General features: G+C 42.5%; 34 protein-coding genes. 18 read left to right on the forward strand and 16 right to left on the reverse strand.

Features of this window, described 5'->3' with window-relative positions; all coding sequences use genetic code 11:
• Positions 1 to 153: 153 nt before the first annotated feature.
• A complete protein-coding gene (locus tag VF06_RS19255; RefSeq protein ID WP_099070645.1) occupies positions 154 to 753 on the reverse strand; it encodes an MBL fold metallo-hydrolase in 600 nt (199 codons plus the stop codon).
• A 419-nt stretch (positions 754 to 1,172) separates the two neighbouring features.
• On the opposite strand from VF06_RS19255, the gene VF06_RS19260 reads away from it, so the two are divergent.
• The 5 genes from VF06_RS19260 (at position 1,173) to VF06_RS19275 (ending at position 6,250) form a co-directional block, all read left to right on the forward strand.
• Positions 1,173 to 2,354 (forward strand): pyridoxal phosphate-dependent aminotransferase, encoded by a 1,182-nt coding sequence (locus VF06_RS19260; RefSeq protein ID WP_099070658.1) that lies wholly within the window; start codon positions 1,173 to 1,175, stop codon positions 2,352 to 2,354.
• 199 nt (positions 2,355 to 2,553) lie between these two features.
• Positions 2,554 to 3,918 (forward strand): cystathionine beta-synthase, encoded by a 1,365-nt coding sequence (locus tag VF06_RS19265; protein WP_099070644.1) that lies wholly within the window; start codon positions 2,554 to 2,556, stop codon positions 3,916 to 3,918.
• Positions 3,919 to 4,070: 152 nt separating this feature from the next.
• On the forward strand, positions 4,071 to 5,213 hold the full coding sequence (locus VF06_RS19270) for a cystathionine gamma-synthase (protein ID WP_099070643.1): 1,143 nt from the start codon (positions 4,071 to 4,073) through the stop codon (positions 5,211 to 5,213).
• Between the two features lie 75 nt (positions 5,214 to 5,288).
• Complete coding sequence (locus tag VF06_RS40995) at positions 5,289 to 5,435, forward strand: hypothetical protein (protein WP_180267524.1); 147 nt, start codon at positions 5,289 to 5,291, stop codon at positions 5,433 to 5,435.
• A 443-nt stretch (positions 5,436 to 5,878) separates the two neighbouring features.
• Positions 5,879 to 6,250, forward strand: a complete 372-nt coding sequence (locus VF06_RS19275; RefSeq protein WP_099070657.1) for a four-helix bundle copper-binding protein — start codon at positions 5,879 to 5,881, stop codon at positions 6,248 to 6,250.
• A 412-nt stretch (positions 6,251 to 6,662) separates the two neighbouring features.
• Here VF06_RS19275 and VF06_RS19280 read toward each other — a convergent pair whose 3' ends face one another.
• The 14 genes from VF06_RS19280 to VF06_RS41000 form a co-directional block, all read right to left on the reverse strand.
• A complete protein-coding gene (locus tag VF06_RS19280; protein ID WP_099070642.1) occupies positions 6,663 to 7,454 on the reverse strand; it encodes a deazapurine DNA modification protein DpdA family protein in 792 nt (263 codons plus the stop codon).
• On the reverse strand, positions 7,451 to 8,638 hold the full coding sequence (locus tag VF06_RS19285; RefSeq protein WP_099073479.1) for an IS110 family transposase: 1,188 nt from the start codon (positions 8,636 to 8,638) through the stop codon (positions 7,451 to 7,453). Before VF06_RS19285 ends, VF06_RS19280 begins: the two co-directional genes overlap by 4 nt.
• Before the next feature lie 198 nt (positions 8,639 to 8,836).
• Entirely contained in the window at positions 8,837 to 8,980 is a 144-nt protein-coding gene (locus VF06_RS42110) for a hypothetical protein (protein ID WP_180267523.1), read from the reverse strand.
• A 300-nt stretch (positions 8,981 to 9,280) separates the two neighbouring features.
• Complete coding sequence (locus VF06_RS19295; protein WP_099070639.1) at positions 9,281 to 9,586, reverse strand: hypothetical protein; 306 nt, start codon at positions 9,584 to 9,586, stop codon at positions 9,281 to 9,283.
• 67 nt (positions 9,587 to 9,653) lie between these two features.
• Positions 9,654 to 9,869 (reverse strand): hypothetical protein, encoded by a 216-nt coding sequence (locus VF06_RS19300; protein WP_099070638.1) that lies wholly within the window; start codon positions 9,867 to 9,869, stop codon positions 9,654 to 9,656.
• Positions 9,859 to 10,413, reverse strand: coding sequence for a hypothetical protein (locus VF06_RS19305; RefSeq protein WP_099070637.1), 555 nt, complete (start codon positions 10,411 to 10,413; stop codon positions 9,859 to 9,861). The genes VF06_RS19300 and VF06_RS19305 overlap by 11 nt, the downstream gene beginning before the upstream one ends.
• Positions 10,395 to 10,667: a hypothetical protein gene (locus tag VF06_RS19310; protein ID WP_099070636.1), complete on the reverse strand. Its 273-nt coding sequence runs from the start codon at positions 10,665 to 10,667 to the stop codon at positions 10,395 to 10,397. The genes VF06_RS19305 and VF06_RS19310 overlap by 19 nt, the downstream gene beginning before the upstream one ends.
• A complete protein-coding gene (locus VF06_RS19315) occupies positions 10,667 to 10,864 on the reverse strand; it encodes a hypothetical protein (RefSeq protein ID WP_099070635.1) in 198 nt (65 codons plus the stop codon). The genes VF06_RS19310 and VF06_RS19315 overlap by 1 nt, the downstream gene beginning before the upstream one ends.
• A 7-nt stretch (positions 10,865 to 10,871) precedes the next feature.
• Positions 10,872 to 11,381: a hypothetical protein gene (locus VF06_RS19320; protein ID WP_099070634.1), complete on the reverse strand. Its 510-nt coding sequence runs from the start codon at positions 11,379 to 11,381 to the stop codon at positions 10,872 to 10,874.
• Between the two features lie 12 nt (positions 11,382 to 11,393).
• A complete protein-coding gene (locus tag VF06_RS19325; RefSeq protein ID WP_099070633.1) occupies positions 11,394 to 11,642 on the reverse strand; it encodes a hypothetical protein in 249 nt (82 codons plus the stop codon).
• Complete coding sequence (locus VF06_RS19330; RefSeq protein ID WP_099070632.1) at positions 11,629 to 12,108, reverse strand: MerR family transcriptional regulator; 480 nt, start codon at positions 12,106 to 12,108, stop codon at positions 11,629 to 11,631. Before VF06_RS19330 ends, VF06_RS19325 begins: the two co-directional genes overlap by 14 nt.
• Positions 12,080 to 12,400: a hypothetical protein gene (locus VF06_RS19335; RefSeq protein WP_099084279.1), complete on the reverse strand. Its 321-nt coding sequence runs from the start codon at positions 12,398 to 12,400 to the stop codon at positions 12,080 to 12,082. The genes VF06_RS19330 and VF06_RS19335 overlap by 29 nt, the downstream gene beginning before the upstream one ends.
• A gap of 94 nt (positions 12,401 to 12,494) precedes the next feature.
• Positions 12,495 to 12,701 carry a hypothetical protein gene (locus VF06_RS19340; RefSeq protein ID WP_099070630.1) on the reverse strand — a complete coding sequence of 69 codons (207 nt, stop codon included), beginning with the start codon at positions 12,699 to 12,701 and terminating at the stop codon, positions 12,495 to 12,497.
• Positions 12,702 to 12,709: 8 nt separating this feature from the next.
• Positions 12,710 to 12,874 (reverse strand): hypothetical protein, encoded by a 165-nt coding sequence (locus VF06_RS41000; RefSeq protein ID WP_180267509.1) that lies wholly within the window; start codon positions 12,872 to 12,874, stop codon positions 12,710 to 12,712.
• 427 nt (positions 12,875 to 13,301) lie between these two features.
• Between VF06_RS41000 and VF06_RS19345 the strand changes: the two genes are divergently transcribed.
• The 3 genes from VF06_RS19345 to VF06_RS41005 all read left to right on the forward strand — a co-directional run bounded on the left by VF06_RS19345 (position 13,302) and on the right by VF06_RS41005 (position 16,706).
• A complete protein-coding gene (locus tag VF06_RS19345; protein ID WP_099070629.1) occupies positions 13,302 to 13,580 on the forward strand; it encodes a helix-turn-helix transcriptional regulator in 279 nt (92 codons plus the stop codon).
• A 206-nt stretch (positions 13,581 to 13,786) separates the two neighbouring features.
• A complete protein-coding gene (locus VF06_RS19350) occupies positions 13,787 to 16,117 on the forward strand; it encodes a DnaB-like helicase N-terminal domain-containing protein (protein ID WP_099070628.1) in 2,331 nt (776 codons plus the stop codon).
• A 403-nt stretch (positions 16,118 to 16,520) separates the two neighbouring features.
• Positions 16,521 to 16,706: a hypothetical protein gene (locus VF06_RS41005; RefSeq protein ID WP_099073284.1), complete on the forward strand. Its 186-nt coding sequence runs from the start codon at positions 16,521 to 16,523 to the stop codon at positions 16,704 to 16,706.
• A gap of 88 nt (positions 16,707 to 16,794) precedes the next feature.
• Here VF06_RS41005 and VF06_RS19360 read toward each other — a convergent pair whose 3' ends face one another.
• The gene (locus VF06_RS19360) at positions 16,795 to 17,412 is read right to left on the reverse strand and encodes a tyrosine-type recombinase/integrase (protein WP_099070713.1); all 618 of its coding nucleotides are present in this window, start codon (positions 17,410 to 17,412) and stop codon (positions 16,795 to 16,797) included.
• Between the two features lie 221 nt (positions 17,413 to 17,633).
• Here VF06_RS19360 and VF06_RS19365 point away from each other — a divergent pair, with 221 nt between their 5' ends.
• The 10 genes from VF06_RS19365 to VF06_RS19410 all read left to right on the forward strand — a co-directional run bounded on the left by VF06_RS19365 (position 17,634) and on the right by VF06_RS19410 (position 25,251).
• A complete protein-coding gene (locus VF06_RS19365; RefSeq protein ID WP_099070714.1) occupies positions 17,634 to 17,969 on the forward strand; it encodes a hypothetical protein in 336 nt (111 codons plus the stop codon).
• Position 17,970: 1 nt separating this feature from the next.
• Positions 17,971 to 18,324 carry a hypothetical protein gene (locus VF06_RS19370; protein WP_099070715.1) on the forward strand — a complete coding sequence of 118 codons (354 nt, stop codon included), beginning with the start codon at positions 17,971 to 17,973 and terminating at the stop codon, positions 18,322 to 18,324.
• A complete protein-coding gene (locus VF06_RS19375; RefSeq protein WP_099070716.1) occupies positions 18,314 to 19,354 on the forward strand; it encodes a hypothetical protein in 1,041 nt (346 codons plus the stop codon). Before VF06_RS19370 ends, VF06_RS19375 begins: the two co-directional genes overlap by 11 nt.
• Entirely contained in the window at positions 19,351 to 19,995 is a 645-nt protein-coding gene (locus VF06_RS19380) for a hypothetical protein (RefSeq protein ID WP_099070717.1), read from the forward strand. Before VF06_RS19375 ends, VF06_RS19380 begins: the two co-directional genes overlap by 4 nt.
• Positions 19,996 to 20,328: a hypothetical protein gene (locus VF06_RS19385; RefSeq protein WP_099070718.1), complete on the forward strand. Its 333-nt coding sequence runs from the start codon at positions 19,996 to 19,998 to the stop codon at positions 20,326 to 20,328.
• Positions 20,325 to 22,979, forward strand: coding sequence for a coiled-coil domain-containing protein (locus VF06_RS19390; protein WP_099070719.1), 2,655 nt, complete (start codon positions 20,325 to 20,327; stop codon positions 22,977 to 22,979). The genes VF06_RS19385 and VF06_RS19390 overlap by 4 nt, the downstream gene beginning before the upstream one ends.
• Positions 22,980 to 22,982: 3 nt before the next feature.
• Positions 22,983 to 23,831, forward strand: coding sequence for a hypothetical protein (locus VF06_RS19395; protein ID WP_099070720.1), 849 nt, complete (start codon positions 22,983 to 22,985; stop codon positions 23,829 to 23,831).
• A gap of 107 nt (positions 23,832 to 23,938) precedes the next feature.
• The gene (locus VF06_RS19400) at positions 23,939 to 24,529 is read left to right on the forward strand and encodes a hypothetical protein (protein ID WP_099070721.1); all 591 of its coding nucleotides are present in this window, start codon (positions 23,939 to 23,941) and stop codon (positions 24,527 to 24,529) included.
• The gene (locus tag VF06_RS19405) at positions 24,529 to 24,798 is read left to right on the forward strand and encodes a hypothetical protein (RefSeq protein ID WP_099070722.1); all 270 of its coding nucleotides are present in this window, start codon (positions 24,529 to 24,531) and stop codon (positions 24,796 to 24,798) included. The genes VF06_RS19400 and VF06_RS19405 overlap by 1 nt, the downstream gene beginning before the upstream one ends.
• Positions 24,799 to 25,251, forward strand: coding sequence for a hypothetical protein (locus VF06_RS19410; RefSeq protein ID WP_099070723.1), 453 nt, complete (start codon positions 24,799 to 24,801; stop codon positions 25,249 to 25,251).
• The last annotated feature ends 4 nt before the right edge of the window (positions 25,252 to 25,255 follow it).

Below are 25,255 nucleotides of genomic sequence, written 5' to 3' on the forward strand. Positions count from 1 at the left end.
TGATAAAAAGATAAAATTCCCGGCTTTTGGTTGAAAAAGCCGGGAATCTATGACTTTAAATGCTTACAAATTAAATGGAATTCCCATATCAAAAGTTTGTCATTTGATAGACAAATCTACAAAACTAATTTTCCCAGTGTAATTAGCATCCATTTATAGCGTCCCTACCAGTTCCTTTAAGCGATCGCGTCCATCGCGGAACACAGGCCAACCATCCCCCACCAACACCGCTTCTACCTGGCAGAGTTCTGCTAACCTCCGCACAGAAGCAATGGCCTGCTGTCGATTCAGTAACTTGTCATCCGGTAATATTGTCAAACTACCTGCCTTGCGTGCCCTGACTAAATCTCCTGTAATCAACGTTGTTTCCTCCAATAATAAAGCCAGTTCGCCAGGTGTTTTAGAACCTTGGAGTTCAATCACCTTCAGTCCAGGTACAAATTCCTCACCATCAGATAACCAGCGATCGCAATGTATGGGAAAAGCGTCTTTTTCCGCTATGGGGCCGGCTATCTTAGCATAGGTTTGGTCGGCAATTTCTTTACTTGCCCTGACATGTTCAGAATTTGTCAACACAATCCAATCTACACCACCGAGAGATTGCAAATGATTCCAATCATGATTTGATAACGCTACTGGGTCAATCAAGATGTTGCCATCTGGTCGAATCCAGGCAATCCCATTGAAATCAATATTTCTTGCCGGGTTGAAAGTAGACCAGCTATAGAGATCGGGACGGTGCAAAGATTTCATGATGATTCTGGATTAGTACCTTTGATAATTGACTATTAATCTCAATAATCTCAGTATATAGGGGAGTGGCGACTGGTGATTGGGGATTGGGCGTTGGGGGTGTTGACTGATGACTGTTGACTGTTGACTTGGGAGTTATTATTCTCCCCTGCCCCTCTGCCCCTCTGCCCCATCTCCCTTGTCTCCCTTGTCTCCCTAATCTTCCCTCTCCATCTGAAATTTGAGTATACTACTATAAATCTATCGATATTATGGATTTACAGAACTTCCTGTGTAACCACAGTGCAAAATAACAGAGGTAAAGGAGTAAATGATGCCAACATGAAAAATAATCAACACAGATGGATAGTCAAAAAGCCCATCTACTAAGTCTTTCACAATCCAAAATCCAAAATCCAAAATCCAAAATAGTATTTAAGATGCAGCGCCAAAAAATTTCAGGGAAGGCAAACCAGTTTACAGAGTCGGTGATTAGAGAAATGACAAGGGTAGCACTGCAATATGGTGCGGTGAATTTAGCCCAGGGATTTCCTGATTTTGCTTGTCCTCAGGAGTTGAAGCAGGCAGCTTATGAAGCAATAGAGGCGGATGTTAATCAATATGCTATCACTTGGGGCGATCGCCCATTTCGGGAAGCGATCGCTAAAAAAGTCCACTGGTATCTTGGCTTAGATATCAATCCTGAAACTCAAATCACTGTTACTTGTGGTTCCACAGAAGCAATGGCCGCTGTGATGCTGGCTACAGTCGATCCTGGTGACGAAGTAATTGTATTTGAGCCTTATTATGAAAACTACGGGCCTGATGCAATTCTAGCTGGCGCTACACCCCGCTATGTGACCCTGCATCCTCCACATTGGACATTTGATGAAACACAGTTGCGTCAAGCTTTCAACGCCAATACCAAAGCCATTATTGTTAATACACCCCACAACCCCACCGGTAAAGTCTTCACTCGTGAAGAACTCACCCTAATTGCTGAACTTTGTCAAAAGTGGGATGTACTGGCCTTTACTGACGAAATCTATGAACACATTCTCTACGATGGCGCTCAACATATCGCCTTAGCAACCCTTCCCGGAATGGAAGAACGCACAGTTACCATTAACGGCTTATCCAAAACCTACAGCGTCACCGGTTGGCGAGTCGGTTATATTTTGGCAAACTCAGAATTGACAGCAGCCATTCGTAAAGTCCATGATTTTCTAACAGTAGGTGCCCCCGCACCATTGCAACGAGCTGGAGTTGCTGCTATGCAGCTACCACAATCTTATTATGAAGAACTAGCCAAACTCTATCAACAGAAACGAGACAACATTTTACAAATTCTAGATCGAGTTGGTATTCCCTACTTCCTTCCCAAAGGAGCCTATTATGTTCTTGCAGATATTTCCAAATTCGGCTACAAAACCGACGTTGAATTCACTTACCATTTAATTAAAGATATTGGTGTTGCTGTAGTTCCTGGTTCCAGCTTTTTTAACCAACCTGAAAAAGGACATTCATTAATTAGATTCTGTTTTAGCAAAAGACCTGAAACATTGCAAGCAGCAGGCGATAGATTGCTCAAACTCCAAACAACTCTACAATCAACACCCTAACAAAGTTTTTTCATCTTATCTTGATGTTGGATTTAATATCTAAATTTATTGAATATTCAACACCTGTAAAAACTTAGTTTAAAAGCTAAATAATCACCATAAGCAATCATATTTGAGTTTAGAAAATTTTGTTTTTATAAACTCCTAACAACACCAAATACACCAATATTTAATTTTTTTAAAAGTTATATTTTGTATTATGACTACTTACGAAAACATTTTACAAGCAATTGGTAGAACTCCATTAGTCAAATTAAACAAGATTACTGAAGGTATTCACTCAAATATTTATGCCAAAGTAGAATATCTCAATCCTGGCGGTAGTACCAAAGATAGAATTGCCTTAACCATGATTGAAGCCGCAGAAAAAACAGGTCAACTCCAACCAGGCGGTACTATTATTGAAGCCACCGCAGGCAATACTGGCGTAGGACTAGCTTTAATTGCAGCAGTGAAAAAATATCGCTGCATATTCGTTATGCCTGATAAGATGAGTCAGGATAAAATCAATTTACTCAAAGCTTATGGTGCAGAAGTTGTTGTGACTCCCACATCTGTACCCCCTGACTCGCCAGAAAGTTATAACGGTGTAGCAGAAAGACTTGCCAAAGAAATACCCAAAGCTTATAGACCAAATCAATTTGAAAACCCAAATAATCCTCTAGCACATTACTTAACTACTGGGCCAGAAATTTGGTCAGATAGTAATGGGAAAATCGATGTGTTTGTTGCTGGGATGGGAACAGGTGGTACAATTTCTGGAGTTGCCAAATATCTCAAAGAACAAAATCCAAATATTGTAATTGTTGGTGCAGACCCAGAAGGTTCAATTCTTTCCGGTGACACGCCAAAATCTTATAAAGTTGAAGGTATTGGTGAAGATTTTATTCCCAAAACTTTTAATCGACAAATAGTAGATGAAATGGTTCGAGTCAGCGATAAAGAATCATTTAATATGGCTCGTCGTTTAGCACGGGAAGAAGGCTTATTAGTAGGAGGTTCCTGTGGTACAGCAGTAGCCGCAGCATTGAAATACGCAACAAGATTAACAGAACCAAAGTATATTGTAGTGCTATTACCAGATACGGGAAGAAATTATATTAATAAAATTTACTCAGATGCCTGGATGCAGGAAAATGGATTTTGGGAAGGTACAGCAGTCAGAAGTACTAAAGTTGGAGAAATTCTGGCTCAAAAAACAGATTTTCCTTCGTTAATTGCTGTTAGTCCCCGCGACACCTTGAGCCAAGCGACAAACTATCTACAAAAATTAAATATTTCTCAACTACCAGTAATTGATAATAATCATGTAGTAGGAAGTGTCAACGAAGCTTCTTTAATGAAATTCCTTCACGATGGTATTAACTTTTCCAATCAAGAAGTTTCCGCAGTCATGGGTAAACCACTGCCAATTCTTGATGAAGAAGTTGATATTTCTGAAGCTTATCGGCTACTTTTATCTGGAACCACAGGGATTATTATTAAGCAGGGTGATGTTCCCGTTGGATTAATTACCAGAGCAGATTTAATTAGATATTGGATTAGTCAAACTCAGGAATCATGAATCAGAACTCAGAATCCAGAATTGAGAATTTAGCAGAAATAATTAGGTGGAATTTTAGACCACCTCCTATATTTTCTCAAATATTACAGTGAGTTATTCCTCCTGAATTCTGACTCCTGAATTCTGAATTCTCTTTTTATAAAGGTAAAATCATGGAATTTGAAACCAAAGCAATTCATGAGGGTCAACAATCAGACCCCCAAACAGGTGCAGTAATTGTCCCTATTTATTTGACTTCCACCTACGAACAAGAAGCTATAGGTCAACATAAAGGATATGAGTATTCACGCACAGGAAACCCTACGCGCACTGCTTTAGAAGAAGCTTTAGCTGCTCTGGAAAATGGTAAATTTGGTTTAGCATTTGCCTCTGGATTAGCTGCAACCACCACTGTATTAAGTCTGCTTAAAAATGGCGACCATATTGTTGCTGGCGATGATTTATATGGTGGTACTTATCGTTTGTTAGAAAAGGTTGTTAAAAACTGGGGTGTGACAACTACTTATGTAGATATTGATAATATCGCTGATTTTGAATCTGCAATTTTGCCAAATACTAAGTTAATTTGGATTGAAACTCCTACTAATCCTTTGTTAAAAATTATTGATATTGCAGCTTTAGCGAATATTGCCCGCAAACACAATCTGATTTTAGTAGTTGATAATACCTTTGCTAGCCCTTATTTTCAAAGACCGTTAGATTTAGGTGCTGATATTGTAGTTCATAGTACCACCAAATATTTAGGAGGGCACAGTGATATTATTGGTGGCGCAATTATCACATCCAACGAGCAATTATACAGAGAACTGAAGTTTTATCAAAATGCCATCGGAGCTATTCCTAGTCCTTTTGATAGTTGGTTAGTACTGCGAGGAATAAAAACTTTAGCTGTCAGAATGCGAGAACATGAAAAAAATGCTTTATTCTTAGCAAAATTTCTAGAAAAGCATCCTAAAGTTGAGCGAATTTATTATCCAGGATTACCTACTCACGAACAACATCAACTAGCAAAACAGCAAATGTCTGGCTTTGGGGGGATGATTAGTTTGGAATTAAAAGGCGGTTTTGCTGAGGTTGAAAGATTTGCTTCCCGACTCAAGTTATTTTTGCTGGCTGAAAGCTTGGGAGGAGTTGAGTCGCTGCTTTGTTATCCCAGCAAAATGACCCACGGTTCAATACCAGAAGCAGAACGACTTCAGCGAGGAATAAAGGATAATTTAGTCCGTCTTTCAGTGGGAATTGAACATCAGCAAGATTTACAAGCTGATTTAGAAAATGCTCTTTCTTTAAATTAGGCAGTAAGTAGCGCAGACTGGATGTAGAGATAAGGCGCAATAATTGAGTAGATAGCCCATTCCAAGTAGAGGACTATGGCTATTATTGGTGTCCACTTAAGCTCAAATCCTTATCTCACAAACGTTTTACTCCGCCCCTCAATCGTCCCCGAAGTTCGGGGATGGAAGGTTTTACGCCAGCAAAGTCGGGGTGGGGTAACGCCAAGCATGATGGTAAGTTAGTAAATTCAAAATCCGGCTTATACAAGGGTTTTACGTTAAGTTGACACCAATGTATGGCTATGCGCCCCTACGATTATCTCTACCTGATGCCAGTTGCAATGTAGCTGTCAGTTAATAAACATTTTTTTAGTTATTTGTTAAATAAAATTACATTATTTTCTCTTCAAATCCACTCCAACTTTTGATCCCCAGGCAAAGTTGATTTGCTAGATGAAACCCTAGTTTCAAGTGGGAGTATGTAAGCCTTAGTATCTATGAATTATTGAAAAAACAACACTAAATATCTGGAGAATTCATTTCAATTACCGGTAATTATATCGGGATAGTAGGCTTATAAATTGTCAAGAAAAAACCCATTGACTCATAAAAAAGTTACGACTAATGTTATAAGTAGTCCTGAGAAGGACGTTGTTAATGCATCAAAAAATCAAGAGGTATTTCCTATGATGATGATGATGACGGAAACCATGACTTCAGAAATGCAAGCTTGTATGGACGCTTGTATGAACTGTCAGAAAATGTGCATGGAAACCATGACTCACTGCATGAGCAAAAGTGGTATGCACATGGATAAAAGCATGATGAGCATGATGGGCATGATGCGTGATTGCGCTGAAATGTGCATGATGTGTATGAACATGATGATGGGCGGTTCTGAGTTCATGGAACGCACTTGTATGCTGTGTGCAGAAATGTGCGATCGCTGCGCTATGGCCTGTGAAATGATGAGCGATGACGCTAAAATGATGGAATGTGCTGCTGCTTGCCGCAAATGTGCAGAAACTTGCAGATCTATGCACATGATGACCGCGTAATTCTCCCACTCCGCAGAAGTTTGTCTGCAACCTAATATTCAAGCGCTCAGGCTCTTTGGGTCTGGGCGCTTGAAGTAAGAACCAATTGAGAATTCAGAATTCAGAATTCAGAACTCAGAATTCAGAATTTGAATAGGCTTCAAAAATCACAGCAAAGTAAATAAGCATAAAAGGCTGACTCCAGTGGGGAGATTGCAGTATGAATCCAGATGTAGAGACGTTAGAATTCCAACGTCTCTATAAGAATAGGACTCGATATCCTATCGCAGTTAAAGCATAGGTTATCCAAACCTATTTTCTATTCCTCAATAGACTTCTTGCAGAAGTAGGGAAAAGGTTTGGTATTTTCCCTTTGACCACAAGAGTCCAAAAAGCAATTGATTGCAAGAGGTCTAATATCTGTGCGTTCACTCTAGCAATTTGTAGCAGCGGGGGAAGCTGTGGAAAACCTTCCCCGAATTAAACAGTAAATTTCTTCTGCATACTTGTCTGCAAAATAGGATGAATCGGTATTGAGTCCATCTCGCCTCGCATCGTAACTCCAGGCGAATGAATCTGAACTAAAAAGCAAATTGCGAATGCAAGAATTTTGCAAAGCTGTTTTCTTCAGCCCGAATCCGTGAAGTTTTAAATCTGGACGTTCTAACTTAATGGCAGCAAGTACCGGGTACACAAGTTCTGGCTGTTCATTGCGCTTGCATATACTCCCAACGCCTACCCAAGCGTTTGGCGGCAAGATTTCACCGTACATCCTTACATGCTCGACGTATTCATCAGGCTGATAGCCTTGAAGTACTGGCATAAGGTAGAAAGCTTTTTTGATGATTCGTGTCAGAGCCTTGTATCGGTAAATGGTAAAACGCTGATGTTCTAGAAGGGTATACCCAGTTTTAGCCAAAACAAAGCTTTCACACATATAGTCTTGGGTTACGAAGCCTAAAATACGTTGGTTGTTGATTCGTAAGGTTTTACTTGCGTATCTTGGCAAGCTTCCCACTGGGTAGCCTCCACGAGAGCTAACAAGCGTAAACGCCCCACTATCAACTAAGGCGCAATAAGAAGTTCTCAGTGCAGCGTAGTCGTGCAAGGCATTAATGCTTACCATCACGGGGTAATTAGTGAGTCGCGCTGTCCAGGGCTTTGTCCCAACAAAAAAGATTTCCACAACTTCCCCCGCTGGTAGAGATAACTCCGTTTTTGTCACACCAAACCTTTAACTAACTCCCTAAACAACAACCTTGCTGCTTTGGCTGCAATTCGGTTTCTAATCAACTTCGCCGGACGACCAGACGCTTTTTCAGCATCCAGTTGACTCCCCAATTGCTGACCAATATCGTTTTTGAGGCGCGATCGCTTTGGCTCAATCCGAGTGTAAACCCACTGCCACAGGGCTTTTCTGCACAGATCAGAACCGCCAACTACTTTAGTCTTCTTACTATCACCTGACGCCACCAACGACGGGGCAGCGCCCAAGGCTTTCTGAAATCGCCGTAGTGAGAGATGCCGCTTAGTGGGCTTTTTAGAATTTCGCCCCTGGCGGATTCTTACCTCTGGTCTACCCGAAGCATCCAGGAATCCCTCAATGGGGAAAATCTGGGATATCAGCACCGAAGAAAGGCGATCGCCAAAACCAAACTTTTTAAAAACCTGACGGTAAGGTTCAAACCGGGAATCGCCAAGCAGTTCTCGCAACTCTCCCTCTATGGCGTGTTCTTCGCGTTGGAGATTACAGATACGCTTTGCATGTTGGCGAACCGTTTCYGTAATCCCCAAGCCAGCCGTTTGAGCGTAAAGACGATCGTAGCGTGTAGACTTCCTTTCACCAGCTAGCCAACCCCATAATAAAGGCACTTCACCAGATTCACCCCGAAGTGAGCGCACATGTGCCACTTCTGGGAACTGCCAAGCTAAATCCTGRCGGGCACGGTTGATGATTGGTGACTGTACRCGGTTGAGGTGAGCAAGCCTGAGTACTAATTCTCGAATTTTGACTATTGTCTGGTCACGAATTTGGACAAATCGCCGTGGTTCAGTATGGTAGTCRAAGTAGTAGCAGGCGAGTGCTAGGGCGTCAGCGTCGTCATCTTTGTCTGGTAGKSCTAGATGAYTGKCYCGGTAATTTTTTAGTTCTTTGTGCCCAATCAGACGCACTTCTACTCCGGCACGGGCTAAGTGAGTGCCCCAGAGTTTACTGTAATTGTTGCCTGTTGGCTCAATCATTGCAATGTCCGCGTCTAGCCCCAATAAGGCTTTTATTCCTTCGGCATTGGCACTAAAGCGATAAAACGGACATTCATAATAAAATTGACGTGGCTGTTCGGGCTTTTGTGTTAGCAGGCAAGCCGAAACTGAGGACTTGCTCACATCAAGTCCCAAAATTTTAATCATTCAGTTCCTCCTGGGTGGTTCAGTCGTTATGTCCCTGATGTCATGCCTGCGAATCACCCGAAGGCCCAATCAGCCTAATTCACTCTCAAGGCAATGCCGCAGCGCGAACTGCGGCGACATAGGGAGGGAACAGCACAGTCACAGTAGCCGAGCTTGCGAAACAGAAAAAGCCGTAAAGCTTGCTTCAATAGAAAAGCCCTAAGCTGCTGTGTGTATGTGTTGTACGTCTGATTTGGACTCAGACCGCGACGCGATCGCACTTGGATCGCGTTTCGCCGGCGAGTCAGTCCGGCTCATCAGGCGGCTAGAAATCATCAGCCGAGAAAATATTGGATTCATCATTATTTGATGACTTCAAAAAAGCATCATCCTTCAATAGTTCCAATATTCTTGAAGCCAAAAAAGAACGGTCATAATGAGGCAGTCCACTGGCAGAAATCGCTGCAAGTGAAGTTTGGATTTCAGGTTTAAACCTGGGATTAATGTCTAATTCGGGTAGAATTTTCAACATACATCGGGCGTATGCTCTAATTTCTTTATGGTCAAGTTTTATGTTGAGAGAATTGTGTGCAATTCTCTCAATAACAGATTGAAAACCTTTAACTTCACCGTCAAAACCAAACATTTAACACACCTTTTTTATTATTCTTCAGACTCATCCTCAAGCTCATAAAAGTAATTTTGAGCGTATTCAAGATCGGATTTAAACGAGCAAAAAGAAACATTAGCGTCTGCGTCTAGCAATGCTTGACAGCATAACAAACACATTTCTTCTGTAATTTCTTCTCTGTCCATGCCCCAACTGCCAAACGAAAAACAAAACTCTTCAGAGTCTTCTTCGTCAAAATATGCGATTGAACAATTTAGAAAATTAGGTAGCTTTGGGTATTCTCTCAACACAAATTTGTTTAGCTCTTTTATCCATACAGGCTCAGGAATATTGGTCACATCTATCTCCTAAATGAGATGGAAGGCGATCGCGTTGCCTCTTTGACGCGATCGCCTTTGATTATGCTTATTCAACTGAGTCTACATAGTGTTGCCCAGTTGCCATAGCTGATTCATATTCATCAGCCCAGCCTCTGCGATCGATTTTTTGCCACGTATTATGAGCATCACGATCGGCAGCAGACTTGGGAAAGTTCACTAATCCGGTGTAGCTCTTCAAAAGAGGATCTTCTGATTCTGCTGCACTATTAACAATAGTAAAAAGCTTTTTCTTACCAGCCATTGCTTTCCCCCTCTTCTAATATCTGTTGCAACTGCTCTTTACCCTTTGCCCATTGCCCGCCGCCCAATCGCAATACCTTTTCAATGACGTAGGTTTCACCCTTAACTTCAAGCAGTGACTTCACAGCCAGATAGAAGCCCTTGGTGATTGAAGTTGAAGGTGAAGTTGAAGTTTCCCCAGGATGGTCAGCGCTTGGCTCTTTATATAAGTGTTCTAGACTGGTTTTCAATTCCTGTTCAACTTCAGGCGGGTAAGTCGCGTCATCATCTACTGCACTATAGGCGCGATAGAGTTTTTGCTCTTGATTGGATGTGTGCAGTGCGATTTCTAGCTGCTCCAATTCTTGGTTCATAGCCATAAATGCTGACTGTCTGGCATCATCAAAAATCAAATTTCTGGATTCTTCAACGAGTCGATATGCAGCGGCTATGCTCAATCCGTAGGCGACTGTTTTGGCTAGTGGGGGCACTGGGGCGAGGGCGACAAGCCAGCTTGTCACAGCTGAGGATAGCAAGCAATTTACTTTCATCCATTGACTAACCATCGCACCACACCCCCCAGGACTACCGCTGCACTCACAGCAATTAATAATGCGTAATAGTCGGTTTCGCTCAGCTTCAGCTTTGGGCGAAAGGCATCATCAAGCAGCAGCGCCAAGATTAATCCAATTGCCACTAGCCCATAAATGAACCACATCACCCGAAACAGTGCGGCGTGAATCGACCCCAGCCACGATAAAGAACTGGAGGCGATACACCCCAGCAGGAAATAAGCTGTAAAGTGCATCGTCCTAGCCATTATTCTTTCTCTTGTTGACCGTGTATTGTTTCGTAAATTGCGTCCATCATGTCCACGAAACTTTCATACACCTTTTGACGAACTTCTTGCGGTGCTTGACGTAGATCGTTGATTCCGGGTGTTTCACCTGAATCATGCTCCTTGAGATGTTCTATGAAGTCTCCCAATAGTCCTTTGATTTGTTTAACTTGTCCCATATTTCCCCTAGTATTGAGCCTTCACTTTGGCGCGTAATTCATCAATGCGTTGCTGGGCATTGTTTTCGGCGCGGTCTAACCCCATACCCAGTTTTGCGTACTCAGGACGCATTGCATGGAGATGACGCGCTGTAGCTGCATCAGACCGTTTTTTGACGAGTTCGCTATCAGCCACACCCCTAACGTATCCCCGGTGTGCGGCATGAACTTGAGCGTCCGCGTTCTCGATTTTCTTGAGAGATTTGTAAGCACGTTTGGAGTGCCTTGCACCCTGTTGCTTAGATGTAGCAACAGTTTTGAGTGCGTCGGCTTCTTCTTTTGTGAAGTAGCGCGGATCGTGGTTGATGGGTGTGCTGCGAACTGTTGACCAGTTACCCGACTGCATTGGGTTAATGACATCCGGTGCAGTCGGGTTTAAAACCACGTCTTTGTTGATTGCGTGCCCGCCAGTGGCTAGGCTGCTGCTGTTGCTGGATTTGTTGTTGCCTTGTCCAGTTATCCGGCTTAACATTCCCATAATTGTTAACCTCTAGTTACAAGCTTTTTCTTTGACTTGTTGCAGCTGCTGTTGGTCAGCTTTGAGTTGGCGCAATTCGGTTTGGCTGGTGCTTTGATAAGTGAGCATTGCGCCGATACTTAACCCAGCTGCTGCTGCACAGGCGAGAATTACCAGCAAAGCAGGTGTGTTGCTTTGCTGGTCTGTTGGCGATGGTGCTTGGTACAATTCGCCGGTGAACGGTACAACCTTGCTTCCCTGCTGCGGCTTAGTCCTGTTCATCCTCTCCCCCTTCCAGCAGCATTGGCTGATAAGTGGGCAGCAACAAATGAGATGTACCCACGTTGAGCGCTGCGCGGATGGAAGTTGCAACAATTTCGCGCTCCTCTGGTGTTGGCTGCTCCTTCATTTGCTTGATTCGCCGCAAGACACGACCGGGAAGTTGTCGCCAGTATTCCAGTGCAAGCACTTGTGCATCAGTCTCTAGCAGCGATTCAAGTAAGTTAACTGCATCGTCTGGTGCATCGGATTCTGCATCATTGCCCGCTGCATTTTTCGATGCAGTTCGGCGCGATCGCAAAATCTCAATACCTGCTTCTGTCCACAATTTTTGTCCGTGTTCATCCATAACAAGATGCACATCCATCTGGAATACTTCAGGATGACGGCGTAACCAACTGCGAATTGTGGCTTCTTTGATTCCTGTAAGCTCTGCGGCTTCAGGAGTTGTGTACACTTGTTGTGTCATTAGCCTCTTCCTCATGGTTTTGACCCCAGCGAACTTGGGCTATCAGCGCTTCGAGAAGCCCTTTCTGGTCGGATTCTTCGAGTTGTATTTGCAATTGCACGCTGAGTTTGTAAATTTCGTCGCGGGTTTCGCCAGGTTCAAGAACGCACAGATGCGATGCAAGTCCAGAAATCAGAAAAAGTTCTCTCCGACTGATTTTCTCGAACATGCTGCCGTAGTGTTCTTGAAGCGATTCTAAGTAAGAGCCGTCTCCTGGGGTGTAACTAGTGTAGTGACCTAGTGGTTTCGACATTTTTGGGGTAAAATCTCCTTATTTTCGATTTATTTTCGATTCATAAACTATTGCTTTTTGGCGATCGCACCCTCCCAGGAGCGATCGCCTTTGTCTATTCGTCCCATTGCTCCACGGCGTCAGCGTAGACTTGCTGCCAGCCACGTCTCTCTGGGGGCTTGGCTAGGGTTTCAGCTGCATCCACGTTGTGGGGGCAGTTGGGTTTTTTCTCGTCTAGTTCGCCGAGAATCTTATGGAATTCTGTCGGGTCTGCGTAATGGGAAATGTGGGGGATACACCGAATCTTGGGCTGCTCAGTCATGATTCACCTCAATGTTTGAAGTCGCCATGAGAAAAGGCACTGCTTGTGCGCTCGGTTGATTTTTTCAAGGAAGGCACGAGCATGACTGACAAAAACCAGCCAGAGCGGCGTGGTTTTAATCCGCGTTTTTTACGGCGTTTATTTTGCTGAATAATGTTCGCTCTCTTAGACATAATGTTGTGTTGGCATTTTCAATCTGGTCATTGACTCCCCAGCAGGTCTTTACACCGCTTCATTAGCTACAGGCTGCTATCTCTGTTTGTTTGGGAGTTAGTCATCAGTTATTAGATATTGAGCATCAGTTATTACCCCAGCAGGTCTTTCCTCGGCTTAGTGCCAACAGGCTGCTATCTCTGTTCGTTTTGGGGTATTGGGCATCAGGTACAAGTGAACACCCGATAGTTACCGCATACCAGCACGCGACAGGGCGACTAGCATTGCAGCTTTACTACTGAGTGGGAAACTTAGACACAGAGAAGCTAGCCAAAATAATTGACCTACCAAAGCCAGAACGTCTGGCTAGTCTTCTGTTGTCTATGAAAGCAAGCATACTTGCTTTTTCTGGCTTATGTCAAGCACGCTTGCTTTTTGGTGAAAAATATGGCAAGAAAGAAGAAACCAGAGAATCCAGAAGATATGCCTCCTTTGCAGCGCCTGAGAGAGGCGGCTAACTTGACCCAAGCACAGTTAGCAAGCCGGATACCCGACAAGACTAGAAGCAAAACTTTGACACGACAGGTAATTAGTGGATGGGAGAGAGGTGAATATGAACCAGAATTGACGATTCCGCAAATGAAAGCCTTGTGTCGAGCTTTGGGCGTTGTCCTTGACGACCTGCCCGACGACCTGGGGCCACCGAAAACACAATCGGTTAGCTAGGGGGTATTACAGGTGAGTGAATGGATTCTCTTGGGACAAAAAAACACTCACCTGTTATCAAGTGAGTGATTCATCAATTGTTAGTTAACAAAAATCAAAATGAATAATAACAGTAAAGCCAAGAATATTCCAGATATTCAGATAAATTCTAGTGCCTTCACTAGCGCTTATTTTAACACAAAAACAAGCGAACAGGGGGTAGAAAAATGATAGCAATCCCCTATTCATACACCGAAGAGTTAGACTTCAAACCTATCGAAAATAAGCTTCTACCACAAAATATTGAAGCCGAAGAAGCAGTGTTAGGTAGTATCTTATTAGACCCTGGCGCAATCTATCGAGTTAAAGACAGATTAAGACCAGAACATTTTTACATTGGCGCACACAGAGACATTTATCAAGCGTGTCTAAAACTATGTAAAAAAGGTCAACCCACAGAGATAATACATGTTGCTAGTTGGCTATTAGAGCATGGTTTATTGGAAAGAGTTGGCGGTAGGAATAAACTCGCTACACTCTTTGACAGAACTATTACCGCCGCTAATATCGACAGCTTAGCAGAGTTAGTAATCAAAAAATCTAAGCTCAGAGAACTAATCAAAGAAGGTTACAGAATCATCAAATTAGGGTATGACGAAGACCAAGATCTAGTAGACATACTCACGATGGTTTCTAATAGAATCCAAGCAGTAACCGATACACCAGTAGCACCAACAAAAGAAGAATATCACCGATGGAAACATGACCAACTACTAGAGAAAGTAACGCACATTTACACAAGAGTAGTTGAACCATCACTTAGATTTCTCAAACTTCATGAATTAGCTAAAGAGCATTCAGTTACAGCCAATTTCTTGGAGAGTTTTTATCTTAAAAGTCTGACCGCTCAGTGTACCAAATTACTCACTTATGAAGAAGTGAAAGAATTAGCCGGTTCAACCGTTCGTGAGTGGCTGGTTAATGGATTAGTACCAAAAAGCACCACCATTTTGTTAGCCGCAGATGGTGGAGTTGGTAAAACCAAATTCACTTATGGAATAGCTAAAGTCATGATTCAGGGTACTCAGTTTGGTAAGTTTATCGCCACAGGTGAAAAACGGAAAATCCTTTATTACCAAGGTGATGAAAGTCCAGGTGATATGATGCAAGCCCTAGAATCCCTTGGATATTCTGAAAATGACATCGGCAGATACGTTAGAACCCGTTTTGGGTGGAGCGCCGAAAACATGCCAGCGCTCATTCAGGACTTACAGGAATTTCAGCCCGACTTTGTAGTAATTGACTCGCTATCTACTGCTAACAGGTACTCTATTTACCAAGAGTCGCAAATGGAGTACGCCCGGCCCATTTTGCAGATGACCGGGTTGGCTACCCAGCACAAAACCACATTTTTAATAATTCACCACACTAACCGGGAAGGGGGAGTGCGCGGCACTACTGCCATTAGAAACGCAGTCAGCGAAGTTTGGACGCTGACCAAAGACAACAGCCAAACCGCTACACCTTACGATCGCCTTTTAGAAATCAACAAATCACGCTCCAGGTCTTCGGGGAAAAAATACCGGATGCACTTCAATCCTGAAGATGTCAGCTTCACCTTCCTGGGGGAAGAACCAGACCAGGGAACAAACGTCTCGGAACAGTCAGCCAAAGATGCACTCTTAGACTTCTTCAGCAAAAACCGGAACACCAGGTTTACGGCTAAGGAATTGGCTCACACCATCGGGTACTCAGACAGTCATACTCGCAACAGTTTATCAGGGCTGGCTGCTGATGGGCTGATTTCTTACGAGCGGAGAGAGGGGTATGCCACTAAGTACTTCTTAGTTTTAGAGCCAGTGACAATCGTCCCACCTTCCCCTCCTCAGCATGAAAGTATTGCAGAATACACCAGCACCCCTCCAGCACCCCCCAGCACCCCAACCAGCACCCCCCACCAGCACCCTGAAAACTTATGTACAGAAGCCGATTCAGAGTTTGGTGATTATCTAGGTACAGAAAAAACACCTTCAAAAAAAGTTGATTTAGAAAAAAATAGTGAGAAATTTTCGCCGTCCTGCAATCAGCAAAAGCTAGAAGCAATGCCACACAACAATTCTAGGGGTGCTGATGGGGGTGCTGATGGGGGTGCTGATGGGGTGATTGTCGTTGATGATAATTGTTCATCACCCTCCCCCTCAGCAACAAAATCAGAATTACCCCTACTGCCACTGCTTCAAGAGAAAGGTGTCTATTGGAGCTTGTCATTCAAGCGAGAAGTAACAGCTTTCCTAATCTTTGATAGGCTTTCAGAGGTCAGCTGTCAGGTTCCAGGGCGAGGGACGGTTGGACTACCCTTTACAGACTTACAACCCTGCGAACAGTCTCCCCGCCACAACCTTGAGGTGGGAGACGAGGTAGTAATCTTAGAGGGCAAGCACGCGGAGACTTTCGCCATCATCACAGACATTAGAGCCGATGGCGTCTGGCTCAAATCTGGCGATCGCAAAAAGCGACTAGCAAAACCCTACTGGCCCCATCAGCTAGCAAAAGCCTGACATTATAACTCGCAACAGTACTACTCGCAAGTATCGTAAATGCCTTTCACGGGTTGCCAAAATGAACCAGAAAATGCTTGAAAGTGTTGTTATATAGTTGTTTTACGGGTTGCCAAAACTCGCGCAGCGGGGCGCCACCATCACAGACATTAGAGCCGATGGCGTCTGGCTCAAATCTGGCGATCGCAAAAAGCGACTAGCAAAACCCTACTGGCCCCATCAGCTAGCAAAAGCCTGACATTATAACTCGCAACAGTACTACTCGCAAGTATCGTAAATGCCTTTCACGGGTTGCCAAAATGAACCAGAAAATGCTTGAAAGTGTTGTTATATAGTTGTTTTACGGGTTGCCAAAACTCGCGCAGCGGGGAGTAGGGGGAGATGGGGAGACAGGGAAATGATTATGCGAGTCAAACACAAGCGCTTACATCGTATGGAAGGCCAAGTTATAGCGGTATTTCCAACAATCGAACCCCAATTTCAAATTGATTGGGGTAAAGGTCTGCTCTCTACTGAATTTGAAGAGTCACTGATTTTTATTCCCCATTCCCCATTTCCCCATGCCCAATGCCCAATGCCTAATGACTGATGACATGAAAAACGCGATCGCCCAAGTTGGTTTTTGGCGATCGCGTTAGTGATTACTGTCCTAAGGTTATTCGGCGTTGGGCGGATTGTCATAAAGTGGCGATGGCGTTTTTCATATCATCTTCACTGACCTCGATGTAAGCCGAAAGTACCTTCAAGTCAGCGTGCCCAGTAATTTTTTTAATCATCGCCAAGTTGATACCATTCTTTGCCAGGTTAGTAATGAAAGTTCGGCGGGTGGAGTGCGTTGAAACGCCTTTACCTGACAATCCAGCCTTATCAACCGCAGACCGTAAAATATCATCAGCCCATCGCAAGGTGATCGGCTTGTCACCCGTCCGGCAGGGGAATAACCACTCCACACCTGGGTCTGGCTTGTATGAAGACAATAGCTCTGCCAAAACCGGATGCACTGGCACTTGTCGATTTGACCGTTTGGCTTTAGGTTTTTGGGTGGATTTAGCTTTATCTGGAGTTTTTGGTTTAGCCTTGCGGGTTCTAGCCCGGAAATTGATATACTCCCTTGGTGTACCATCCTGGGTATAAACGTCAGCAACTCGTAGCTTGACAATCGCTCCCCAGCGTTCGCCAGTATACCAAGCTAAATCAAAAAGTAACTTGTACTTGCGGCTTATAATCTTGCTGCGGATTTTCGAGTAATCCGCATTGGTGAGAATAGCCGCTTGTCCTTCTCTATCGTTTTTCATCGACCTATTTCTCTTAGATGCCTGTTCCGGTTTAACCATTAGCAAGGGTAAAACTGGAACATTTCATTTTTCAACTATCAACTGAATTCGCCTCTATCGTATTCACGGCAAGCTTTACACGCCATCAGCAAATACTCTTGTTTTACATAAAASWGGAAGATTTACGATTTTTTAAATCAGCCATACAACGGATTTATCCACTTCACAAAAAATCTAGTTTTATGGCAGAGCCAACACTCGCTCAGGTTTTCGGTGCGAATGCTTCTCAAACATCTACTGACCTTGTTATCAAAAAGTCTGATTTAGCTGCTGTCGGTTTGACAGCATCAGCAAACAATACTGCCGAGTCTTTGTTCCTAGCTATTAACTTGAACGCCAAGCAAGGCTTGACAGAGGATAACAGAGATACAAACATTGACCAATCAGTTGCACTCACGGACGGATTCAGCCCTAGTATCACTACTAGAAATAGCGCTATCTACCTTCGCAATACTATCAGTGTTGAAGTGGACAAACTGCTAGATGGTGCAGATGTAATAGATCCAGACGATTACTAAAATGCAGACATTAACACTACAACAATTATTTGGTGTTAATGCTACTCAAACTGCTACTGAATTAATAATCAAAAAGAATGATTTAGTAGCAGTAGGGCTAACGCCACATACAAATAATCGGGCTGAACAATTAGTAGTAGCAGTTCTTTTAAAAGCGCTTGAGAATTTTCAAGGTGTAATCACGGATGAGAATAATATCCCGATTACAGACGAAAATAATTTTCCCATTGAATACGACAATAGAAACCTTTGGGAACTATTAGAAATTCTTCGGTGGGGGTTTTATATTCCTGAAGGAACTACAGACAGAATACGAAGCGAGATAATTATTCATTCATACACGCGTGAAAATTAATAWTTTCCCTGCATTAGAAACGCTTGCTAGTAATGATTTATTACTGGGATGGAATTCTGCAACAGAAACARCACGAAGCATCCCCGTCTCAACTATTACTAGTGCTAATCAAGCAAGACTCGTTAACTCTAATGCCACTGTAAGCAAGATTGACACGCTGATTGTCGATAATCGCAGCGGCAATATTACTGTTGTTATTCCAGCGATTCAATCGGGTGAAGTTGGGATAATTGATATCACTTGCATTAGCAATACCTACAAAGTTTATCTTGATTTCTCAGGCGAGAAATTTAAAGGATTTACAACACTCAGCAACCCTTATATCCAATCAGCTTATAAATCAACAAAATTGATTTATCTTGATAGTTCAACTGGATGGATTGAGATTGATAATAATCTTGTAACTTATCTTGCACCTTACCGGGCTGGAATGAAGCTTTGGCTTGAAGGTGGTAGCCTGCTTGATAAAAGTGGAAATGGCAATAATGCAACTGCTGTTACTTCTGCTCCAGCCGTGGTTGCAGGAATTGACAACAGGCAAGTTTTACGGTGGGCGGGTAGCATGAATCAAGAATTGCAAATATCTCCATTTTTATCTGGAACAACAGCAGCAACACTGTATTGTGTCTTTACCCTTAATGCCAATACACACTATAACCTTATCCGTACTAGAAATAACATTAACGATTATTGGCGGTTTGCTAATAACAGTAATGGTTACATTGGAACTTTTTTGAGCGCTAGACGAGAAGATTACCCTGCTTCAATGCCAAGTTCAGGACATCATTTAGTGTCTATTCACGCAAGTAGCACCACTTATGAAGTATTGCTAGACAACTTATCTAAAGGAGTCGTTAGCGTTGGTTATTTTGCTGGTGATCGGTTCCGCATCGGAACAAACGACATGGCTTTTACTGGGGATATCGCAGCACTATTAGTCTATCCTACTTATTACAGTAAAACCTCCACAGAACACTTAGATATTATTAGCACAATCAAAAATAATTACCCTTCATTAACTCTTGTATGACTTTTCAATGTGACGGCGAACAAAAATGCGAAGCAGGGAACATGGCAATAGTGGAAATTCAAGTAAAAAGCAACCCCTACAAAAAACTTGAAGTTGATAGTAGTACTACTCCACTTTGCGTCAAGAAAGATCCAACAGAAGTACTCGATCCGCTTAAAAAATGCTATCGATTCTCAGCAGCATCTAACGGCGTTGACACTTTTGAGCATTTCGTCTGCGCGAGAGAAGCGCATTATCAATCAGACCCTTCTCTTCAGCGAAATGGAGCATGGCTAATTGCAGACGGAGTACGTCAAAATGGCGTCGATTATTCTTACTGGTCGGGTTCTTTCGCTGGCGATACCTATACTAGGAAGTTGGAAATTGTAGATGCTGTTCAAGTATCTGCTCCTAGTTCCACGGGAGGCTGCAATTGTACTAAAACCGTTTGTAAAGTATCAATTTCTGGAGGAAGTAATTCGGAAATTCATCAAAGTGAGCATGATGAACCATGCAGCGATATCACGGTGAAAGTTGGATGTGATGGTTGTCCCGAAGGCAGCCATAAATGCACTCACAATAAATACCCTGGTTACTGTTGCGTACCTTGTAAAGAGGTGGGTAATCGCATTAAAAATATAGCTTCTAAAGTGAGGGGCTAAATGGCAGAAGTTTGCAAGGATATTGATGATGGTTTAGCGGCTTTGAATGCTGCTATTAATCGCCTGAATAAAAGATTGGATAATTTGGAACGCAAACAAAATGATTGCTGCGAAAACAAGAACAATAACAGTAACAGTAACTTAGAAAAGCGTGTTAGCCGTATTGAATCCTATATCAATGCATTACATAAGGATTTGGATGCAATYGGAAAACTAATTAAGGACATAAATAATCTCTTGGAGCCAGCTTTAATCCTGTTAGAAAAGATGGGAACCGTGGTCTTAAAAGCTGTCACTGCTGTCACTAGCGTATTTGGAGGTGGCGGTAAGTGAGTATTCCAAGCACACCAAGCACAGCCGTTTTAAAAGATAATCTTACGCACGCAGGTAAATATGTTCGCACTTTTAGTACCAGCATTAAGGGGAACTGGAATATTCCTAATGCAACAAAGGGATTGACTCAGTTTAGTTCAAAAGACTTCAGGAATCTCTCAAAACTCACAAACGCTCTGAACGAACAGAAGGGACTACTTGATGAACTCAAAGCTATCAAGAAGACTACACAGGCTGCTACCAAAGCGAAGGAAACCGCTGATGCAACAAAGAAACTCTCTGACAATCTAAAAAAGGTACAAGATATTTTATTCAGAAAATTACCTGGCAGCGACCAATTTGATAAAGCAGCAAGGATTGGGGGTATTCTTGGAATTTTGGCGGCAATTGGAACAGTAGCACTGCTGAAGTTTCAAGAATTTATTAGTGACAGGACATTTGATAACCTTGATGCTATTAGTAATGACCTTACAAAAACGAATCAGATAGCAGTTCAAAATGGTCTGAAATTAAAACAAATCCAATCAAAGATTGATAAGTTCGACCGGGAATTAGATGCAAATGCTAAAGATTTTGCCAAACTAAATAAACAGACTGAGACGATAGGACAGCAAGTAACTGCTGCCAAAAAACAGGCTAACGATGCCCTTTATGAAACCAGAGAAGGCAGAAGAATAGTTACTGGATTGGCTGAATCAGCTAGAAAACTAGCGAATGATACCTTATATGAATTTCGCCAAAACAAATTAACTGTTGAAGCCAAAATCAACGAACAGCGTATTAGTTTTGATGCAAAAATTCAGTCTATCAACGCTCAAATATCAAGGTTTAATAACACTGCATCAGAGGCTTTCCAGAAGTCTGTTAATAGCACAATCTCAAAACTGCAATCAGATTTGGCAGCAGCGCGATCGCAGTTGTCAGCAATTAAGCCAGCTACCCCAACAGATACCGCATCCATTACAGCAAACGCTGTCGCTGCTGCTAAAGCAGAGGTTAATGGCTTAAAAGCAGTCATTTCTGGATTGACTACACAAATAAATGCAGCAATGCAGCTTGGAAGCACTGCCATTAGTAGCGTTGGAAATCTTGCTCAAGGAATATCTAGTGCTAACAGTACAGCAAGTCAGGCACTCAATGAAATTAAAACCAGTGCCGCTAAAAACCTGGGCACAATGCAACAGCAATTAGATGCAAAGTTCAATGAGGTTGTCGCGCAAAACACTAAGGATTTAAAAATACGTGACTTAAGTCAATCCAATCTTTCCAAGGAATTCGATCAAAAACTAGCTGACTTTGAACGTCTAAATAAGCTATCCGGTGAAGAACGCTATCAAGCGCTGATTGAGGATAACAGGAGAACACTGGGTGGTGTAGACTTGAAACTCTCAAAACTATCCCAAGAGTTTGATAAATATTTTGAAGATTTCAAGCAGCAAAGTACAAAATCTTCTGAGCAGTTGTATGAGGAATTTATCGCTAAAAATAAATCTGATTTATCTTCAGTAAAGTCAGAAGTTGTTGCTGCACAGAAAGAAATTCAAGGTAGTAAAGCAGACATCACAAAAATTGACACGAAGTTAAAGGAACAAGCAAAAGTGAATGAGCAAGCTCTACCAAAGCTAGACCAAATACTTGATAAACTACCCTTTATTCCGGCATTAGCAGCAGCAGCAATTAGACCGGATATCCCAACAATCCCACAAATTGAACAAGCAGCGGCTACAGGTACGTGTAGAACCACCCAGTCCGGCGGGTGTATGAGGAGAGCTTTAGACGAAAGCGTAGGCAATATCAACCAAAATACCAATAACAGAATCAATGCTCTTGATATTGCTAATACTGGTGCAAACGCAGCTTTATTAATGGGTCAACAGACAATTTTACAAAGATTGGGGAATCAGCTTCCTGGTGGTATTGGGGGCAAGTTAACACGGTTTACTCAATGGTTGCAACTTGATAGAGCTTTGAATGTTTTAACGTTTACGGCAACAGTTCAAAATCATTTAATGCTTAGCAATGATATTGGACAAACCCTACTTGGTGCTTTCACAAATGTACTAACGTTGATAGGACTAAAAGATGACAATGACCAACCTTACGATATTGGGAATATTATCAACTCCACGATCGAAAATCTAGTTAAAGGAATAGTAGGCGCTGAAAACTATACTGTCATTTCAGAGGCTTGGAGCAAAGCGAATCGGATTTACCAAGCTACTAACAACGTTTTGAATAGCTTCTTAAATCTATCCCAAACTATCCTACAAGCATCTGAGATGATAGCATCAAACACGGGGAAAATTGGTAATGCCTTGAGGAAAGGTGGCATCATTCTTGAAAGTGCTTATGGCTGGATGAACCCACAGCCTAAATTTAATAGAGTCACTGGGTTTCTAGAAAAATTACAAAATGGTGCTTCTACCATTCAAATGGTCACACAAGCACCTTTAGATATAGTAAACGCTACTACCGAACTGACTACAGCCTCAACAGATTTTGTCAAAGCGATCAAGGAAGATAATAAACCTGAAAACAAAGCTACACCTACTCCAGAACCCGATGAATTAAAAGCCAAAGAGCAAGCGAGTAAAGCTGATTCTCAACCTGTCAACTTTGACTTTTCAGATTTATTTGACGGGGAGGATTAATTAATGTCACTGCCAGAAGGTTTTGATAATATTGAGCATCTCCAAAAAACTTGGAATCAAGAACACAATCGCCGGGTTGATAGATATTTCAAGGATGTTCTTGGCAATGGCGATTTATCTGGGCCAAGACCATCTTTAAAGCTGGCTTGTCGAGCTTTAGACAATGACAATATGTACGCATCTTGGATGCGTGCAAATCTTTTTTACGACATCATAGGCTATAGCCGTAAAAATCTCGCAGTTGTTTATGGCAGTAAATTCGATAGCGCCCCCCCTGTTGCTGGTCATCCCCAGTTGTTTTTGCATTTCTCACAAGATGGCGCTGCACAACCAGCCGACGAACCACTGCTTGAACATGAAAAAAGTTGCAGGCTGATGAAATTTTCTTGCTCCAGTGAAGGTGCTAAACCTGCTATCACCAAAACTGACATGATAGGAATTGCTCAGGAAATTAAAACTTTATTTTTAGATAATAAAAGAGGAATCACCTACACGTCTGGAAACAAGTCAGCAAGCTACACCGACCCAGACAATGGTTTTGCTAAAGGAAATTACCTTTTGGTCAATTCCAAGACTGACGCGGTGAACATATATTCAAAAATTTGCAATGCCATTGATGTACCTTACAAAGGCGATAGCCATATTGTCCTCAATGACCCGGACAAAGCCAGTACCACGACCGCAACGGCTGGAAAGACAACTGTTTTGGGAAAGCAGCGCAACAATAGGCGATACCGTCCTGTAGCTGTGCTGAGGTTCAGATATGCCTACATCTCACTGGGAAATCTTATACCCCCCGTATTTCTGATTGACACCACCCTTAGAAACCAGTCTTTAATAGAGTGGCTGTGAAACCTATCAGGGAAATTCGTATGAAACCTATTAGGTTTCGCCACAAAGAATAACGATAAAAATCAGCCTATATTGTTAAAAATAATCTCAGTAGGTAGGTATTCAATATGGGCTTTAGAGCGTTGCGAAGGTATGAAAGCCAAAAGGCTAGATACGATGCTTACAAAGCTTGGCAAGACAAGACCCCAGCACAAAAGAAAGCTTTGTATGATGCAATCCCCGGCATTTCTACTGGTAGAGCAAAACCAGTCCTGACGCCTGGTTTTATCATTCCTTTCAATGCCACTGGGACAATTGTTACGTATATAGAATCGTCGAAAATCCTAAACCAGACCCAGGGGACTGCGGTTGGCGCTGACGTAGCGAACGCACTCCGTACTGCATTAGCTGGGCAATTTTTTGCTACTGCCACTGGGACTACCCCTGTAATTCTTACGAACCCCAGATACAAGTTTGCCAAACTCAGCTTCACCAAAAAAGAAAATTTTGTTGCTAGAGAATCCCGGATCACTGGGGCTAGTTACAAAAAGCCATCGACAGACACGGTGTCGATGCCTTTTGGTGGCAAGACGATGACAGATGATTTTGACACGGCTGTGGCAGATATCAAAACCAAAACTAATGGTGCAAATGCTTGGAAGGCTGCTAGTACCTCCACGGTCAAACAAACCTACAAATTTACTCCAGAAGGAATCTAGTGTATAGCCCAATCGCCCAAAGAGAAGGATTCTTGTGGACTCCTGATGATGACATTGATTTACTGGCTGTGGAAATTGATATTGATGCCAGCGATGAAGAATTCGCTGGGATGATCGGCTGTAACAAAGCAGCCAGAGAATGGCTAGAAAATCGAATTTCGCTAGCTGATTACTGCGACAAGCTGCAATTGCATGGCGTAAAAAACCCGTTAGAACATGTGGGCGAGTTTTTTGATCATGTCGAGTTAATGATGTATCGAGGAGTTTAAGTGAGCAGAAATTTACAGCTAGGGATAGAGAGTAATTGGGTTTTACAATATAGTATTTCTATTCCTGCTGTACGTTATTTAAATGATTCTTCAGGGAATCCAATTTATGAAAAGATAACAGAAATAATTGTACCTGTGGTGTTTGATAAGCCTATTATTGCTGTGTCTGTCAATACTGCTATTCCTGTTGGCAAGATTTGGAAGTATGCAGGGTATTTGCGCCGCAGCTTAACAACTGGGCTAGGTGCAAGTTTTGTTGGTGACCCTGAACAGTTATTTCTAGGTAAGTTCAATTTAATAATTCTCAATGATTTGAGTATTGATTATTTTGTTTCCATCCAAGTTCCTAAATGGTTTATCAGCGCCACTATTGCTATTTACCAATACGAAGGAATAGATTCAACAACATTAGAAGATGATGTGCAAGCTATAAAAACATCGCTCGGTATTTAAGTCT

Source organism: Nostoc linckia z4 (assembly GCF_002608075.1).
GTDB classification, from domain to species: domain Bacteria; phylum Cyanobacteriota; class Cyanobacteriia; order Cyanobacteriales; family Nostocaceae; genus Nostoc; species Nostoc linckia.